General features: G+C 54.3%; 13 protein-coding genes, 1 tRNA gene and 4 pseudogenes. 9 read left to right on the forward strand and 9 right to left on the reverse strand.

The window, feature by feature from the left end; genetic code table 11:
• Positions 1 to 825: 825 nt before the first annotated feature.
• On the reverse strand, positions 826 to 1,737 hold the full coding sequence (locus G9C82_RS18215; RefSeq protein WP_164734788.1) for a hypothetical protein: 912 nt from the start codon (positions 1,735 to 1,737) through the stop codon (positions 826 to 828).
• Positions 1,738 to 1,966: 229 nt separating this feature from the next.
• Entirely contained in the window at positions 1,967 to 2,416 is a 450-nt protein-coding gene (locus G9C82_RS18220) for a hypothetical protein (RefSeq protein WP_127014924.1), read from the reverse strand.
• Positions 2,417 to 2,897: 481 nt separating this feature from the next.
• Here G9C82_RS18220 and G9C82_RS18225 point away from each other — a divergent pair, with 481 nt between their 5' ends.
• Positions 2,898 to 3,122: a hypothetical protein gene (locus tag G9C82_RS18225; RefSeq protein WP_127014925.1), complete on the forward strand. Its 225-nt coding sequence runs from the start codon at positions 2,898 to 2,900 to the stop codon at positions 3,120 to 3,122.
• Positions 3,123 to 3,296: 174 nt separating this feature from the next.
• On the opposite strand, the pseudogene G9C82_RS18230 reads toward G9C82_RS18225, so the two are convergent.
• Both G9C82_RS18230 and G9C82_RS18235 read right to left on the reverse strand, forming a co-directional pair.
• Positions 3,297 to 3,807: pseudogene (locus G9C82_RS18230) on the reverse strand (radical SAM domain-containing protein).
• Positions 3,808 to 4,341: 534 nt separating this feature from the next.
• A tRNA-Lys gene (locus G9C82_RS18235) sits at positions 4,342 to 4,415 on the reverse strand.
• 534 nt (positions 4,416 to 4,949) lie between these two features.
• Here G9C82_RS18235 and G9C82_RS18245 point away from each other — a divergent pair.
• On the forward strand, positions 4,950 to 6,509 hold the full coding sequence (locus tag G9C82_RS18245; protein ID WP_127014927.1) for an amidase: 1,560 nt from the start codon (positions 4,950 to 4,952) through the stop codon (positions 6,507 to 6,509).
• A 284-nt stretch (positions 6,510 to 6,793) separates the two neighbouring features.
• Positions 6,794 to 7,000: pseudogene (locus tag G9C82_RS21100) on the forward strand (restriction endonuclease); the annotation flags it as partial.
• A 476-nt stretch (positions 7,001 to 7,476) separates the two neighbouring features.
• On the opposite strand, the gene G9C82_RS18255 reads toward G9C82_RS21100, so the two are convergent.
• Positions 7,477 to 7,728, reverse strand: a complete 252-nt coding sequence (locus G9C82_RS18255) for a hypothetical protein (protein WP_127014928.1) — start codon at positions 7,726 to 7,728, stop codon at positions 7,477 to 7,479.
• Positions 7,725 to 7,988: pseudogene (locus tag G9C82_RS20755) on the reverse strand (hypothetical protein). The gene G9C82_RS18255 and the pseudogene G9C82_RS20755 overlap by 4 nt, the downstream one beginning before the upstream one ends.
• Positions 7,989 to 8,139: 151 nt before the next feature.
• Between G9C82_RS20755 and G9C82_RS18265 the strand changes: the two are divergent.
• Positions 8,140 to 8,394: a hypothetical protein gene (locus G9C82_RS18265; protein WP_241244137.1), complete on the forward strand. Its 255-nt coding sequence runs from the start codon at positions 8,140 to 8,142 to the stop codon at positions 8,392 to 8,394.
• A 741-nt stretch (positions 8,395 to 9,135) separates the two neighbouring features.
• Here G9C82_RS18265 and G9C82_RS18270 read toward each other — a convergent pair.
• From G9C82_RS18270 to G9C82_RS21105, 3 genes are all read right to left on the reverse strand, one after another.
• Entirely contained in the window at positions 9,136 to 9,387 is a 252-nt protein-coding gene (locus tag G9C82_RS18270) for a hypothetical protein (RefSeq protein WP_127014930.1), read from the reverse strand.
• Positions 9,384 to 9,680, reverse strand: a complete 297-nt coding sequence (locus tag G9C82_RS18275) for a hypothetical protein (protein WP_127014931.1) — start codon at positions 9,678 to 9,680, stop codon at positions 9,384 to 9,386. The genes G9C82_RS18270 and G9C82_RS18275 overlap by 4 nt, the downstream gene beginning before the upstream one ends.
• Positions 9,681 to 10,033: 353 nt before the next feature.
• Complete coding sequence (locus G9C82_RS21105; protein WP_394343589.1) at positions 10,034 to 10,285, reverse strand: MarR family transcriptional regulator; 252 nt, start codon at positions 10,283 to 10,285, stop codon at positions 10,034 to 10,036.
• Positions 10,286 to 10,492: 207 nt separating this feature from the next.
• Here G9C82_RS21105 and G9C82_RS18280 point away from each other — a divergent pair, with 207 nt between their 5' ends.
• From G9C82_RS18280 to G9C82_RS18300, 5 genes and pseudogenes are all read left to right on the forward strand, one after another.
• Positions 10,493 to 11,170, forward strand: a complete 678-nt coding sequence (locus G9C82_RS18280; protein ID WP_127014932.1) for a transcriptional regulator — start codon at positions 10,493 to 10,495, stop codon at positions 11,168 to 11,170.
• Positions 11,167 to 11,481: a helix-turn-helix transcriptional regulator gene (locus G9C82_RS18285; RefSeq protein WP_127014933.1), complete on the forward strand. Its 315-nt coding sequence runs from the start codon at positions 11,167 to 11,169 to the stop codon at positions 11,479 to 11,481. Before G9C82_RS18280 ends, G9C82_RS18285 begins: the two co-directional genes overlap by 4 nt.
• Positions 11,482 to 12,649: 1,168 nt before the next feature.
• Positions 12,650 to 12,936: pseudogene (locus tag G9C82_RS18290) on the forward strand (hypothetical protein).
• On the forward strand, positions 12,936 to 13,148 hold the full coding sequence (locus tag G9C82_RS18295; RefSeq protein WP_127014934.1) for a hypothetical protein: 213 nt from the start codon (positions 12,936 to 12,938) through the stop codon (positions 13,146 to 13,148). Before G9C82_RS18290 ends, G9C82_RS18295 begins: the two are co-directional and overlap by 1 nt.
• Before the next feature lie 271 nt (positions 13,149 to 13,419).
• A complete protein-coding gene (locus G9C82_RS18300; RefSeq protein WP_011225016.1) occupies positions 13,420 to 14,289 on the forward strand; it encodes a hypothetical protein in 870 nt (289 codons plus the stop codon).
• Positions 14,290 to 14,298: the final 9 nt, after the last annotated feature.

A 14,298-nucleotide genomic window follows, 5' to 3' on the forward strand; every position in this document is an offset into this window, starting at 1 on the left:
ATGCCACTCAGCGAGTCGACCACACTCAACAGACACGTCTCACCGAGCGGGGATCACCGAGAACCGCACAGACACACGCCACCAACTACAATCGTATAAAAGGTATGTTTTAATTAGCAGAATAGTATATCGGGCCGCTGTATAGTGATTATCACAGTAATAATAAGATACCGAACATTAGGTTTCGCCAGAATACGTCCGCTGAGAGAATACCAGTGGCTCTCTATAGGTTCTCGAAATCACATATAGAACCACCGGTTTAGCAGGTGCCCATAGCATGGAGTTAGGGGGACTATCACGGCTACTCACCCTTACCCATAATCCGCTAAACCGGTATGCTAATCAATTAGATTACCGTCGATTGCAATCCGATGCCAGATTCAAACCCGTCCTCCTCGGGGGCTTCTGAGGATACGTCCGTCTGCTGGGAGCTGGTTACGGAGAATACGCCGCGCCGGTGCTTTGCGTCATCTCCGAACTCAAGCGCTGCTGCTTTAGACAGGGTGTTACTCATGTTCCTCGACGATATTGACGTTGAATCTTGGAACCACGTCGATACATTCGCTGCAGTTGCCCGCGAATATTCCACACTGACTCCACGAGAGATTGCAGGAGTGACGGGCCTCGATATTGTGCAAGTGCTATCTGCTCGCAATCCTGGCAACCCACCCTGGACACTTTCGGATCCACGCAGTGACGGCAAAATCACACTTCGGAGTTGGCGGAGTTTTGCTGACGGGTAAAATATTCCTTCATTATCTCTTGCTCGAATCAATATATGCCACAGTTTCGCAAACTGGGAGATATACACCGATTACCAGTGGCCTACGTCTCGATAAGTCCGGAAACGCACTCTGAAATGAGGTCGAAGTACCAGTTTTTCCCGCGGTTTTTTGGCGGCTCAAGCTCAGAATCATAGAAGGGTTGTCCCTTGTCACCTAGAAACTGGGAAACACCCATCGACATCATGTTAAAGTGATATATTGGCACCACCGGCGGCTGTATTTTCTCTGACGTGCGAACCGGAATTACATCCTCTGCACTACTCACATCCGAACTGATGGTCTCCCAGACAAAATCACGGACAGTTGCTGTGCTTTCTGGCTTCTCAAGGGAGAAGAAGTCAAAGACGTACTCCATATGAGAAGAACCATCAGCTGCCGCAATAATCACATCTGGATCTATGTACTCGATCTCGCCCAATAAGAAGTTCTCCGCACAATGTTTCTTCCCACCTTCATTGAGGTCGGTTCTATTCTCAATCTCAGCAGCCACACCGTCTGGGACATCGACATTGTCGTCGACTGCTGAGTTTATATGGCTGCACTTGGCGACATTAGTGTAGTAAACTGACGGTGAGAGTTTCTCTAATTCCGTTATTAATTCGCCTAAAGCTGGAAGGTTGTCTATATTTTTGGGTTTCTCAATTGTGGGGTGACTATATTCCCCCTTCAACTGGTAATTTTCTATCTCTTCTTCTGTCCCCGGGTAATCCTTCCAGTACCGCTTCTGATTGTACCACTCGTCTGGATCATCAGTATCTCCAACCGAACTACTCCCTCCAGGATCTGCTGCAAGTATCATAATATCAGCGTCATGGTCTCCATGGCCAAACCATGGCCCCTTCACCTGGTGTTTATCCCGTCTCTCACACCCATGACACGGTGACCCTTCTTCTGGATTATTCCATTCTTCGAAAATGTCTGTAGGCGAGATGGCTTGAGTTTCCTGACTCATGAATGGTAATTCAAGATAGCTATAAAAAGTAGTATCGATAACTATCTGGTAAATACTTGAACAGCTAGCAAGAAACCTGTATCGATAATCTACAACTATATGCGACATCCCAAGGATAGAGAACGGAACTATACGGCGGTTTAGTCCGCTCTCTTAGGCTAACGTGCTTTTGTAATTTGGAAAATCACGTCGGTATCAATTGAAACAATCAAACGAGAGGTTGAGAGGGTCAATCCCCCGCCTTCCATCCTCTATGTTTCGAGATTTCAATATAATGCATGTTCTCACAATAATTTGCATCGTCAATCTTGGTTTTAGCGGGGCCCATTAGAGTACCTATAGTGATCATTAGCCACTCTGTCCCATCCGGAAGGGCGTGCAAGGAATCCCGCACTGTCTGCCAAGTCACCGGTCCTGAGTCATCATCGTAGAATTGCACTCGTAGATCCTTATGTTCAAACCGTAGCTCAACTTGATCTTCAGCAGTGACAACGGTAGCGGCTTCTGGTGCCGGTGAAAACCCTTCAAAGTCGCGCACCAACGCTAAGAGAATTCCCGCTAACTCTGGCTCTGAGAGGCCTGCCACTCCATTATTCAGCAGGACAGCTCCTGGGGAGGCAGGAAGTGTAACAGTTTCGACAGTGAACTCTCTCTCGGGGTGAGAATCATCGGAGAACACGCACCCTTTTAACTGAAGGAGGTATTTACCGATTTGGGTTTTAGCAACCGAATAGTCAGACGCACCGCAGTATGTCGAATTTTCGCATAACAGTTAGATTTGCATAACAAGTTTGCGAGAGATATCGTGGGCAACCGCTATAATAGTGATTATGTCTACAATAATTTCTACCGGTATAAAATCCAGCGGTTTTAGCACTCACGTTAGATTTCTTACTATTTTTGAGGATGCACCCTCCGCATTCTTTCCAACGGGCGGGAATAGTCATTGAAAGGCAACTTTTATATACCAGTTCTGCCAGAACCGCCAGCGATATACGCCAGTTTTCGATACATTCAGATGGATGTCCTGGCCTAATGAGAGAACCCGAGCGCCTGGTGGTAGCTTGGATGAGAATGTTGTGAACTGGAGGCTGATGTATGAACACGGATTTGCGTCAGCACCTGCTGATTCTGAAAGCGCACTTGGGATGGTGCTCCTGATGCTATTAAACAAGAATCGAACAGATGAGTGGGAGGACTGCCAGAAGTGCGCTGCCATCGCACGAGACTACTCTGATCTCAACGTCCCGGAGATCGCCGGCCTGCTCGGGATGTCGCCAATGGGGGTCCACCAAGCTGCAGACGCCGGCGAGCCGCCGTGGACACTGACCCATCCCGAAGAGAATCGTCAAGTCCGATTACGTCGGGAGTTCGAGGAGAGCTAACCAGCGAGGAAATCAGGATTATTGACGAACCCGTCGGAGAGTGTCTGGTCCACTGGAGTGTGGCTAACCAACACGAAGCCGTAATCGCTCCGGCTGTTGGTTAGCCGACCGCATACCAAGACAAACCGGCTCTCAAAGGATGGACTATGTTGTATTCCGACAACATACTGGTCATCAGATGAGATGCTCTATAGATTTGCCGTCCCGAGCTAACTCGGACTGCTCAGGCGAGGCGTCCGTAGCACGTGTGGAGAACGACTCCGGTGAGACGGCCTGTTGTATTGCCGTGAGCTTCGACCGAAGTTGGCCGCTCGTCGAGCGCACCAACTCATCGTCTGGCCAAGAGTGGACGTCGAGCCCGTCGAAGCGCGTTGCGACCTGCTGGACTGTATTCAACTGTTCGAGGGCGTACTCAACCCAGTACTGATGACTGTCCTGCACCTGCTGGAGTTCCTCGACAACGTCGTCGTAGCCGGCTTGCTCGGCGGCAGTGAGACACTGCTGGAAATTCGCGCCACGGGGATTGATTGGTTCGTGGAAGACCACAACCTCACCAAGCGCTCTGAAGTAGCTGAGTAGCTCGTGAAAGTCATCTTCGCCCATCGTCGGGTATGTGTGGTGACATCGAGACGAACACCGACACACCGGCCTGTTGGAGTTTGTCTAAGGCCTGCCAGCGCGTTATCGGTGGCGGGGCGTTCGGTTCCATCGCTCTGACGAGTGTCGCATCAAAGGAGGGAATCGACGGGCCGACGGTCTCAACAAGATCGAGCCGTTTTTACGGCAGTTCCACACTGACGCACTGGATGCGTGGGCACTAGAGAAGATGCCGTCGGTATACCGAGCGGACGTTCTGAACGAACACGAGTCACTACAGGCGTCTCTGAACGGAGTGTGGGGGTGGGTATGCTATATAGCAGTTCAATGGTGAATGCGGCTATGATGAGGAGCTACCATCGCTCGCCTGGTGCCCTGGTCTGGAGACGATCTCTTTGCACGCTTCACACAGTCGACCATATGTGTCGGTACAACTCCCCTCAAGAATGGGGACTTCCGTATCGCAGTTTGTACACTGGGTCATTTGTTGAGAGCCGGCTAGTGAAGTATGAGTAATATGCCTGTATTCGGCTTGTGTCTTGCGATTGTGCTGGGTTTGACTGCTGATGAACTGTGACAATTTGGTGAGCCGAAGCGGTTGTGATCGACGAACGGATGCGAGCGGGCTCGGAGGGATTCGAACCCTCTGTCTCGGGATTAAAAGTCCCACGCCTGTGCCTCATAGGCCCCGAGCCCGGAATATAGTATATGTGCTTGACCGGTATACATCTCACGCTGCCGAAACTGGACCCGATGGGAAATCGGCTTCTGGCATTGTGGTTGCCAACCGTTGACGGCATTGGTGACGGGCTGACAAATTATACGAAGACGGCCGAGTCGGCCGGCGAGTTGGCCACTGATGTTGTCTACGAGTTGTGCGGGCTGACCAACGCGGAAACTGAGAGTGGTGAGGATGTGGTTAAGAGGGTGAACGGTCTGCTGGACTGTGGTTATCTCACACAGAGCAATAACCCATTATATGTTAGTTAGATGACCACACATGGAGATAAGCCGGTCGTTGAAATATGAATTACGCCACGACTCGTGAGAAACATAGGTTTTCTTCTGGGCGTGTATAATCAATATATGTAGTCGAATATAATCAAAATTGCCCGATAACTCGAAAATAATGCCATCTAGGGAAAATATTTAATTATGTGCTCTGAGGAACAGCTGTGGTAATAGTGTCAGATACAATTTCCATCGTCGCAATTGAATCAGGAGAAGTGTATGCCAAGTAGTGACGACCAAACCATCCACCAGCCCTCGCAAGAACGGCTTGTAGAACTTGCTGCTGCTGCGGGGTTGAGTCTAAACGACCAGGAGGTTGAGGACTATCAACAGTTAGTTAACTCGACACTTGAAGCGGCTGAGCGCGTTGCTGAAGCCGACAATCCGCGGTTTGGCGTTCACGATATCAAGTACACTGACCGGTCACCGGGGTATCGACCAGATGCTGACGAAGACCCATACAATGCGTGGATCACGAAATTCACCGTTGAAGGAGCCGAAGACGGCCCACTTTCGGGTATGGAAATAGGACTCAAGGACAATATCGCGCTCGCTGGCTACGAAATGACGTGTGGTTCCTCAGTCCTTGAAGGGTATGTTCCACAGATCGATGCTACTGTGGCGACTCGACTACTGGACGCTGGAGCCACTCTCACAGGAAAGCTCAATATGGAGAGCTTCGCGTGGTCCGGGTCGAGTGATACTAGCGACTTTGGCACCGTTGAAACCCCACACGCTGAGGGGTACCTCACAGGAGGGTCATCCAGTGGCAGTGGGGCCGCACCGGCTGCAGGTGACTGTGATGCTGCTCTTGGTGGCGATCAGGGAGGCTCTATTCGGGTCCCAAGCGCTTGGTCTGGACTTGTCGGGCTTAAACCGACCACAGGTCTTGTGCCGTACACTGGGATCTTCCCGATTGATCGTGGGTACGACCACACTGGACCACAGGCCAAGACTGTCGAGGATGCTGCAGCGATTCTTGAGGCGATTGCTGGTGAAGATCTCCACGATGGGCTCAAAATGGACCCTCGCCAACCCCGTGGTGTTGAGGCAGATGATTACACCGGGGCACTCGATGAAGACCTTGAGGACATTTCCATTGGTGTCCTTGAGGAAGGGTTTGGTTGGGAAAGTTCAGATGAAGAAGTTGATACCGCTGTCCGGGATGCTATTGAGGTTCTTGAGGGACTCGGTGTGGAAACAGAGCCAGTGTCAGTTGAGACACACCGACTCACTGTTCCGATTTGGACCGTTGCAGCAACTCAGGGTGGGATCAGTCTCCTGAAAGACGAAGGCGTTGGGACGAACTACAAGGGTTGGTACTGGGATGATCTACTTGAAGCGTTCAGTAAGTTCCGTGAGGCGCGTGCCCATGAGTTCCCGCCAACGGTCAAGACGTCACTCCTTGCTGACGCTCATCTACAGGATGAGTACAGTATTGAACTATACGCGAAAGCAAAGAACCTTGCACTCGACGCTGAACGGAAATATAATGTCCATCTGGAAGAACACGACGCGCTAGTTCTTCCGACAACTCCAATGCTTCCGTATGAGCGGGATGACAGTCTAAATCGGGTTGAGCGGGTTAGCCGAACGCTTGGTAACTTGGCGAATACGGGTATGTTTGATCTGACGAACCATCCGGCACTAACCGTTCCATGCGCGAAGCCGGATGGACTGCCTGTTGGAATGATGCTCGTTGGTAGCCATCTTGATGAGAGGACCCTATTCAATATTGCCAGCTCGTTCGAAGCTGAAGTTGACTGGGAGCAGCGATAAGTCACGTCAGGCAAAGGATTCAATCGTCCAGTTCATCTCCGAGTAAAGCTAACCAACATTTCGTGAAATATCGGACCGCTGTTGGTTAGCCGTCGACATCTGTCCGATAGCGTCGACTTTTTACCACTGTTTCCCTCGTTTGATTGTCAGTTATTGCCGGAGGGCGGCCTGCTGGTTTCCCCTAGGTTCTTTAGCATACCTGCTACCGTCTAGAGTATTTACCTATGAGTCAGGCCACACTCGGGTCCCCCTACCGGAATTCTGACCTCTTTGAGGGCTACTATCTCGACGAACGGGTCGCCGCGCTTATCCGGACGTATGTGCCGGGCGCCGTCGACAAGGCCGTTGGCTTCGCTGGCTTCCGTGAAACGGCGACGAAGACGAACTCGCTGGTAGATCAGCTTTGGAAGCTGATGCTGCCCGCCGTTGACGACGTTCGCGATGGACTGGCGAGTTACATGGAGACGGTTGAGCGGGCAGACAGTACAGACAACTCACCGATCGCCTGGCACTATGCAACCACAGACCAAATTCCAGCAATAACTGCGATTAGAGCCAGCACTACCGTAGACCACACTATTCGGTCGTCAGGAATTGAATCAGACGGATTGGATGAGAGAACAGCTTCATACACTGCACCGAATACCATCCCAATTCCGCCAATTGATAGGAGCACTGGAGCGAGGGACACTTCCCCCGAAATGACACTGGTCAGACCCCTGAAACCGAGAATACCGCCGCAAACGGTCATCGAGCCGTGGTAAAGGAGGGCTTTTCGCATACTTATATACTAGTCAGGCCAGTACAAACATCTTTTTCCTCATAGTCGGTGTTCACTCCGCGCACTTACTGAGTGGGTAGTTTTCTAGTGAGATAGTGTAAAACAAACGCCGGACAGGAGCCAATCGGTTCTTGGCTAACCAACAATCGTGGGTAGTACTCTGCTATTATTGGTTAGCGCTTTTGGCTACACTGTCGCCGCCACGTGCTGATACTTGGCTTGCGACGGCGTCGGCTGCAACGTCAACCCGGCAAGCGCCAGCTCCCGCAACACCTCTGGCGGAATACCTTCAGAATCACGCAACACAGCATCAAGCGTCCATTCACCGTACTGACTCGCACTCGGCGCAAGCACATCAACCGACTCAGTAGCAACTTCGTCTCGAATCGCCCGCGCTGCACGCCGCACTCGCTTGCGTTCCTCGACGGTGCAGCTCACGCCTCAACACCTCGGACGAGATCGCCGACCAGTGAACCACCGACGTGTGGCCCAACATCCCAGCCACGCTCACTGCGAGTGTACTCGCACCACTCCGAGAGCGTTTCGAAGGGCGTCTCGGCGTCACCGTCCGCCGAAGCAACGGCTACAGCGAACTCGTGGCTATCTCAGTAGTGGGCTGCGCCGTCGCCGTCGACGCCAAGGAAGAGTGGTCGGCCTTAGGTGAGTAGTTCGCGTGCGGTACAATCAGTACAGGTCACACACCTACCACGCCCGGCGAACACTCCTCAGAAGCCTATCGGAAACGCCGTGCAAGATATAGAGGGTGAGTTCAGCAAGGCGAGGGTGACGAATAGCAGCCCAAGTTAGTGGGTCGTCATTTTATTATCGTCAGCTATGTTATGCGGCATTATGGAGCCCTCCGACAAACTCAATGAAGAGAACGTTCGTGCCATCGTACGTGACGAGCTTATTGGTACAAGTCGCACACTGATTGGAACGATATTCTGGACAATCCTCTCTGTATTTACTGTTCTCGTGGGTCTTCAGCTGTTCCAGCTTGCATTTTATACCTCGTCAGTTCTCGGCTTAGTCGGACTCCTTCTTGCGGGAGTGGTCGTTCTTGGAGCAAGTCTCTACCTCCTCTATCTCCTTCACTGGAAGTAGCAAGAATTGTTTGAGCCGAGCCTTCCACTCTTCGAATCATGGTTGCCTCGAAGTGACCGACTCGCGCGTTCTATTCAGCACTTAGCGGTGTACCAGACTCAAAATGAGTCAACCAGATAGCTGCTGAATTTAGAGATTGCACGCAGTACGACGATGGTAGCCATGCTATTCCTAATCTGCTGAATTACCGGGGTATCTGGGGTGTAGGTTGGATATACAAAAACACATATTACGATTGGAAATCACAAAGGCTGTTGAAAGTGCTCCGAATATTGACAAAAATACACCATTACCGACTCCCAATTTTAGGTGTATGCGGGACAATAATGACTATTGTACTCTCTAACCCGGACAATAGTCCGGCCACTGTTGGTCCACTCAGTGTAGATATGTTCTGGGTTTCTCTGGCTGTGAATGGGATACTGATACTGTCTGTACTCGTTCTCGGTGCGTATGATCCAGAAGAATATGGATTAGAACCTTAGAAACGCAAGAAGTAGCACTTCTGTACCACCGATTCGGATTCCTTTCAGTCCAGAGCGAGGTCATGTAAGACTCGCGCTTTCCATCTTGCACGGCTATCAGAACACCTCCCTGAGTTGGTAGAAACCTTGACGGTCAATTCGCACACTTACTGAGCGGGTATTTCTGGTGAGAAACAAACGCTGGTCAGAAATCAATCGGTTCTCGGCTAACCAACGGTATGGGTATTGGTCAGCTATTGTTGGTTAGCACTTTTGGCTACACCGTCGCCGCCACGTGCTGATACTCCGCCTGCGGTGGCGTCGGCTGCAGCGTCAACCCGGCCAACGCTAACTCCCTGAGCACTTCCGGCGGCACACCCTCACAGTCCCGAAGCACGGCATCAAGCGTCCACTCACCGTACTGGCTCGCGCTGGGCGCGAGCACATCAACCGACTCAGTCGGCACTTCCTCCTGAATCGCTCTCGCAGCACGCCGAACACGCTTCCGTTCTTCCACAGTGCAGCTCATGCCTCAACACCTCGCACAAGATCGCCGACCAGCGACCCACCGACGTGCGGGCCGATATCCCACCCGCGCTCGCCCCGAGTATACTCGCACCAGTCGGAAAGCGTCTCGAAGGGCGTTGCAGCTAACTCAACTTTCTCCGCCTCACCGTTCACCGAAACGATAGCCACAGCAAATTCATAGCTATCCCAGTAGTGGGCAGCACCCTCGCTGTCGACGCCCAGAAAGAGCGGGCGGCCCTGAGTAAGTAATTCGCGTGCGGTACGTTCTTGTGGATTGGATTGCGTAGTTGCCATTGGTTCTTGTGGGAACCACGCGCCTCGGTGTCCTACCACCGGGGCGATTTCGTACAAAATCGACCAGCGGCGCGTGTGTTCCGTATTAATTATCACGTGCCGATTAATCAAAAGTTTTTCGGCACAAAGAGACGAAATGGATCATACGATGGCACGAAGGGTGAGCGTAACTGATGAAGAAATTCTCGAACAATTCGAGATGGTTGATGCACCGGTTCGAACAGCGCCTGAGATGGCACAGGAGCTTCCAATTGGTCAGGATGGTCTACGCCGCCGTCTCAAAGAATTAGAAGGCGAGGGAAGAGTTGTTTCCAGACAGGTCGGTGCCCGCTCAGTAGTTTGGTGGAAGGCCTCTATCGAAGCTTCTGCCGCCCCTGAGTCGTAATCCACCAGACTTTGGCTCTGGAACCGACATCACGACTCATCACTAAACCTTGCTCTTCGAGATCGTCCAATCGGTTTCGCACGCCATCATCAGTGTAATCCATATGCTCAGAGAGTTCCGACGCAGTAACTATAGGGTCTGGAGAGACAGCTATAGCCTGTAGTATTTCATCGTCTTCAACTCGTTTCCGGCGACCCATTAGCTCTGTGTTCGAGACCATCTGAGAAAATATCACCGTTCATTCAGTTCCTCTATTGGTGCAAATTCTTCGGCACGTGCGGAACTAATAAGTCCTGTCGAGTCAATAGGGCGAGATAGGCGACGCCCACAGCAACCTCCGGCGTCCCATCGAACCCATGACCACCAGCAAGCCCACCCACGAAGAGTCGCATCGCTCGCCAACCATTCTCCTCGCCGGAGGGAGAGCATGACTGCCTGGCACACTTGCACCGCCCTCCAGCGGGACCTCCTGAAAGCGATTGCCGACCACGACCACTACGACCGCGCGGCTACCGCCGACGCCCTCCAGATCGCCGTCGAAACCCGACGCGAAGCCACGCTTGAGGACACCCACGTCACGGACGCCCTCGCCGAGCTCGAAGCCAACGACCTGGTCACCACCGACGAGACCTACGCCCTGACCGACCGCGGCCAGGACGCCATCACCCAGGCCGCCCGGTCGCTGGCTATCGTCACTGGCCACGATCTGGTCGCCACCGACGGCGGCACCACCATCCCCTCACACACGGCGGCGGCCACCCGCCTCGACACCGTCCTGCAGGCCGCCGAACCCGCCCTCGCTGATGAGGAACTCGAACTGCTGGACGCTGTCAGCACCTACCTCCGGAACACGGACGGCTTCGTCGTGCAGACCCACGCCGAGCCCGCAATCCGCAGCCACGCGCTCGACGTTATCGCCACCAGCGAAGACAGCCACGGCGCGTCTGCCGGCAACGTACTGGACACGCTCGCCCGCGAATATGGAGCCAAGCGGGCGCTGACGGCCCTGCTGGATCTACTGGTGCAGGGCGAGTGCTACCAGCCCGAGCCAGCGACGCTGCGGCGGGTCGACACCGACGCCGACGAGCCGGGAGGCGACCGATGACGACCTACCACTACCTGACGGGCTTCCAGCGCGATCTCCTGGAGGCCATCGCCGCCGTCGACGACGATCCGTATGGCCTCGCGCTCAAGGACTACCTCGACGAGCGCTACGTCGATCCGATCAACCACAGCCGTCTCTACCAGAATCTCGACCAGCTCGTTGACCAGAATCTCATCAACCGGGACGAGCTCGACGCTTGCACCAACGTGTATACGTTGACTGACGCTGGCAGACACAAGCTCCAGTGCCACGCCGAGACGCTCGCACAACTCTGCGAGCGGCCCTGTCTGACCAGAGGTGCCCAACAGTGATGGTACCTGTACACTCCCGTGGCTCTGATATCACGCGGCTTTTATACAGCTACCCGAAGGCGAGTGTGGGGTGGCAACGGGCACAGAATTTGCCACCCGTCTGTCAGAGGCACGGGCGGGTTCTGGACCCTGTTCACGGCATGGCCCAACTGAAACCATCCTGGGATCCAGCCTGTAGCGGGGATCAGAACCCGTGTCTACGCTATGCCCTCCTCCTAATTAATTTTAATTCGCCCCTGTCACGCAGTTTCAAGCCTCCAGCTGCCCGATTCGCTGCCCACTCAGACTCCGGTGGAGTCCATATTCAGAGACGTAATTCCGCATATCGGAACCAGACTACACACTGGCACCAGTCATCTCAGGAGAAGAATGGGGGACAGCCACGGGGAAATGGCGTATCACAGCCCATTCAGCGTCGCCTGAATCGGCGACGGGTTCTGGACCCAGACTACTTGATGAATCAGATGGGTCCTATGGGGATGCTGAGCGGGGACCAGAACCCAACTGAAGATAGCATGAGTCGGAATAAAATCGCTTGCGGTTTCCGTCGAATCGCAAGCAAGCGCTGGGATTTGTCTCATCCCCGTCGGCCCCGATGCCAGCAACCTCCAGTCTCACTGCCACGTAGACAAGTGACTCGTCAGGAGAGTGGGTCGTGGTATGAAAGTGGTGGGCTGCTGGGGGGTGTAAGAAGTGGCGTGCAACGCACCACCGGAAGTCGTCATCCACGACGACGGGTTCTGGCCTCGGGCAAATCGATGATTCGGGGTGGGTCCATGGGGGGATGGAATAGAGACCAGTACCCAACCGACCGCTATGATGTTGGTATCAAAAACAGTTGTGACTCAGACTCACAGTTTGTCCGCTCATGGAGTACGACACAGCCGCAAGCGTACCGGCGACAGAATGGTGGCCAGCCGGGGGACAGCCGTACTGAAGCTAGCGCTTCCACCACCATTCGAGATCAGCAACCCCGACATCGAGTTCCGGATCCGGACCAACTACTACCTCCGATTGGCCCCACTGACAGTCACTCCGGCCTCGGGAACTCATCCGATTCATTGGTAAGTATCGATAAAAGTCGTTTTGGCCGTCATTTATCCGGTACTGCGTTTCCGAGTGGGTATCAACGCCTCATCAATTGCTCACTCTACAGGGAGGTTGGCCGATGACTACCCACCCGACCGTCGGCGAGATCGTCGCCATTACGACCACCAATAGTAACCCGCTGTTGCTAGTCCGTACTGTCGGCGACGAGCACATCAACGGCGTGTTGCTGGCAGACCTCGCAACGGAAACGCTCCACCGGCTGCGGGCGTCCGAGTACGACACGCCCACACGCCGGCAGCTGGGTCAGGCCATCGGTCGGACTGACGAACCGTTCCGCTCCCAGATTGCGTGCTGGTTGAACGCGATAGCAGCCGTCCTGGGCCATTCGCAGGAGGGGATGACTGATGGCCCGCGCTGATCCATCACCGGAACCTGCCACCGAGACAGCGTCATCAGACACAGCCCAGTGGCGACTCCGCTACCACGTCGGTGATCTCACCCACTACACCGAATGGACGGCTGACTTCCCTACCATCGAGAACTACTATGACCAGTACCATCACGGGGACCACGCCCACGATGTCGCCATTGAGCGACGGGTGGTGGTCGAAACGTGACCCACCATAGCACCCACTCCGGACCCAGCCACGACTGTACCACTGCCACCAGCGGAGCGCGACCGGTGAACCCAGTGCCACGCCGGTCCGGGCGACGGCAGCACACACGCACTGCTCGTCGTCGGCGCGGTGCCACGACACAAATCCACTAGACGGAGCGGGGTTGCCACGAGCCAACCGCTCGCCTAGAGAGCGCCAGCTACGTCACCGGTAGCCCGTGCTGTGGTCAGCACTGCTCGGTTCGATTCCGAGCACGGGTCCTGTGGTCACAATGCCACGACAAACAAACCCCAACGACGACACAGCCACCGACCAAGCCCTCGCCGACCACCTCGACATGGATATCGGACAAGAGAATACGAACTTTGAGCAACTCCAGTCGCTCGTCAACGACCTCGACGGCGACGTGTCACCCCTCGTTTCGAGTGTTCTTGAGACGCTGGTCGCGACTATCGATGACCTCCACGAACGCGTCACCGAACTAGAGGCCGACCTCGAACGGACCCACGAGGTTGCCACCACGGCGGTCGGTGACGCCGCCACGAACGACCAGCGCCTTGACGACCTCGAAGCCCAGCAGGAGACCACCCGCGAGGTTGCCAAGAGTGCTATCGCCAAAGCCCAGCAACTCGAAGCCGACGCCGACCAGCAGGAAGACGCCGAGCAACTCCCCGAAGGTATCGAACCCAGCAGCTCGCCGCTGGATTTCTTCGCGAATTGCCGCCAATCGAAGGTCAAGACCATGTTCGTCGAGCGCTCGAACCGCCAGAACACCTACCGGGCGATCAGCATCGCCAAGCGCTGGCCGGAATTTGCCACGACACGAACCGACGGCAGCGGCGTGTTCATGACGAAAACCGACCTGCAGACAGCCCTCACCGCGGAACTCGGGAAGGAACCACATCGCCAGACGATCAAGCGCGTCTGGGAGACACTGGTCGACATCGGCGGCGACGACGTCGTCGAGAAAACTCGGCAGGTCGGACGGGACCAGACCCAAACCGAGATTCTCGCGATGGATATGAAGACTGCCGAAGGGTTACTCGAAAAACGCTACATCGGCCTCGATCTGTTGGAAAACAGTGACCACAAAGCCGCCACAGGTGGCGTCACACCCGTTGTGGTGGAATCATCGCCCTAACCCTGTGAC

The sequence above is a fragment of the Haloarcula sp. R1-2 genome, from assembly GCF_011627385.1.
In the GTDB taxonomy this organism is placed as follows: Archaea; Halobacteriota; Halobacteria; order Halobacteriales; family Haloarculaceae; genus Haloarcula; species Haloarcula marismortui.

Bases quoted from the DNA above. Each gene is read 5' to 3' on its own strand.
- G9C82_RS18215 (WP_164734788.1), bottom strand. From the start codon at position 1,737: ATGAGTCAGGAAACTCAAGCCATCTCGCCTACAGACATTTTCGAAGAA.
- G9C82_RS18225 (WP_127014925.1), top strand. From the start codon at position 2,898: ATGCTATTAAACAAGAATCGAACAGATGAGTGGGAGGACTGCCAGAAG.
- G9C82_RS18245 (WP_127014927.1), top strand. From the start codon at position 4,950: ATGCCAAGTAGTGACGACCAAACCATCCACCAGCCCTCGCAAGAACGG.
- G9C82_RS18265 (WP_241244137.1), top strand. From the start codon at position 8,140: ATGGAGCCCTCCGACAAACTCAATGAAGAGAACGTTCGTGCCATCGTA.
- G9C82_RS18270 (WP_127014930.1), bottom strand. From the start codon at position 9,387: ATGAGCTGCACTGTGGAAGAACGGAAGCGTGTTCGGCGTGCTGCGAGA.
- G9C82_RS18275 (WP_127014931.1), bottom strand. From the start codon at position 9,680: ATGGCAACTACGCAATCCAATCCACAAGAACGTACCGCACGCGAATTA.
- G9C82_RS21105 (WP_394343589.1), bottom strand. From the start codon at position 10,285: ATGGTCTCGAACACAGAGCTAATGGGTCGCCGGAAACGAGTTGAAGAC.
- G9C82_RS18280 (WP_127014932.1), top strand. From the start codon at position 10,493: ATGACTGCCTGGCACACTTGCACCGCCCTCCAGCGGGACCTCCTGAAA.
- G9C82_RS18285 (WP_127014933.1), top strand. From the start codon at position 11,167: ATGACGACCTACCACTACCTGACGGGCTTCCAGCGCGATCTCCTGGAG.
- G9C82_RS18295 (WP_127014934.1), top strand. From the start codon at position 12,936: ATGGCCCGCGCTGATCCATCACCGGAACCTGCCACCGAGACAGCGTCA.
- G9C82_RS18300 (WP_011225016.1), top strand. From the start codon at position 13,420: ATGCCACGACAAACAAACCCCAACGACGACACAGCCACCGACCAAGCC.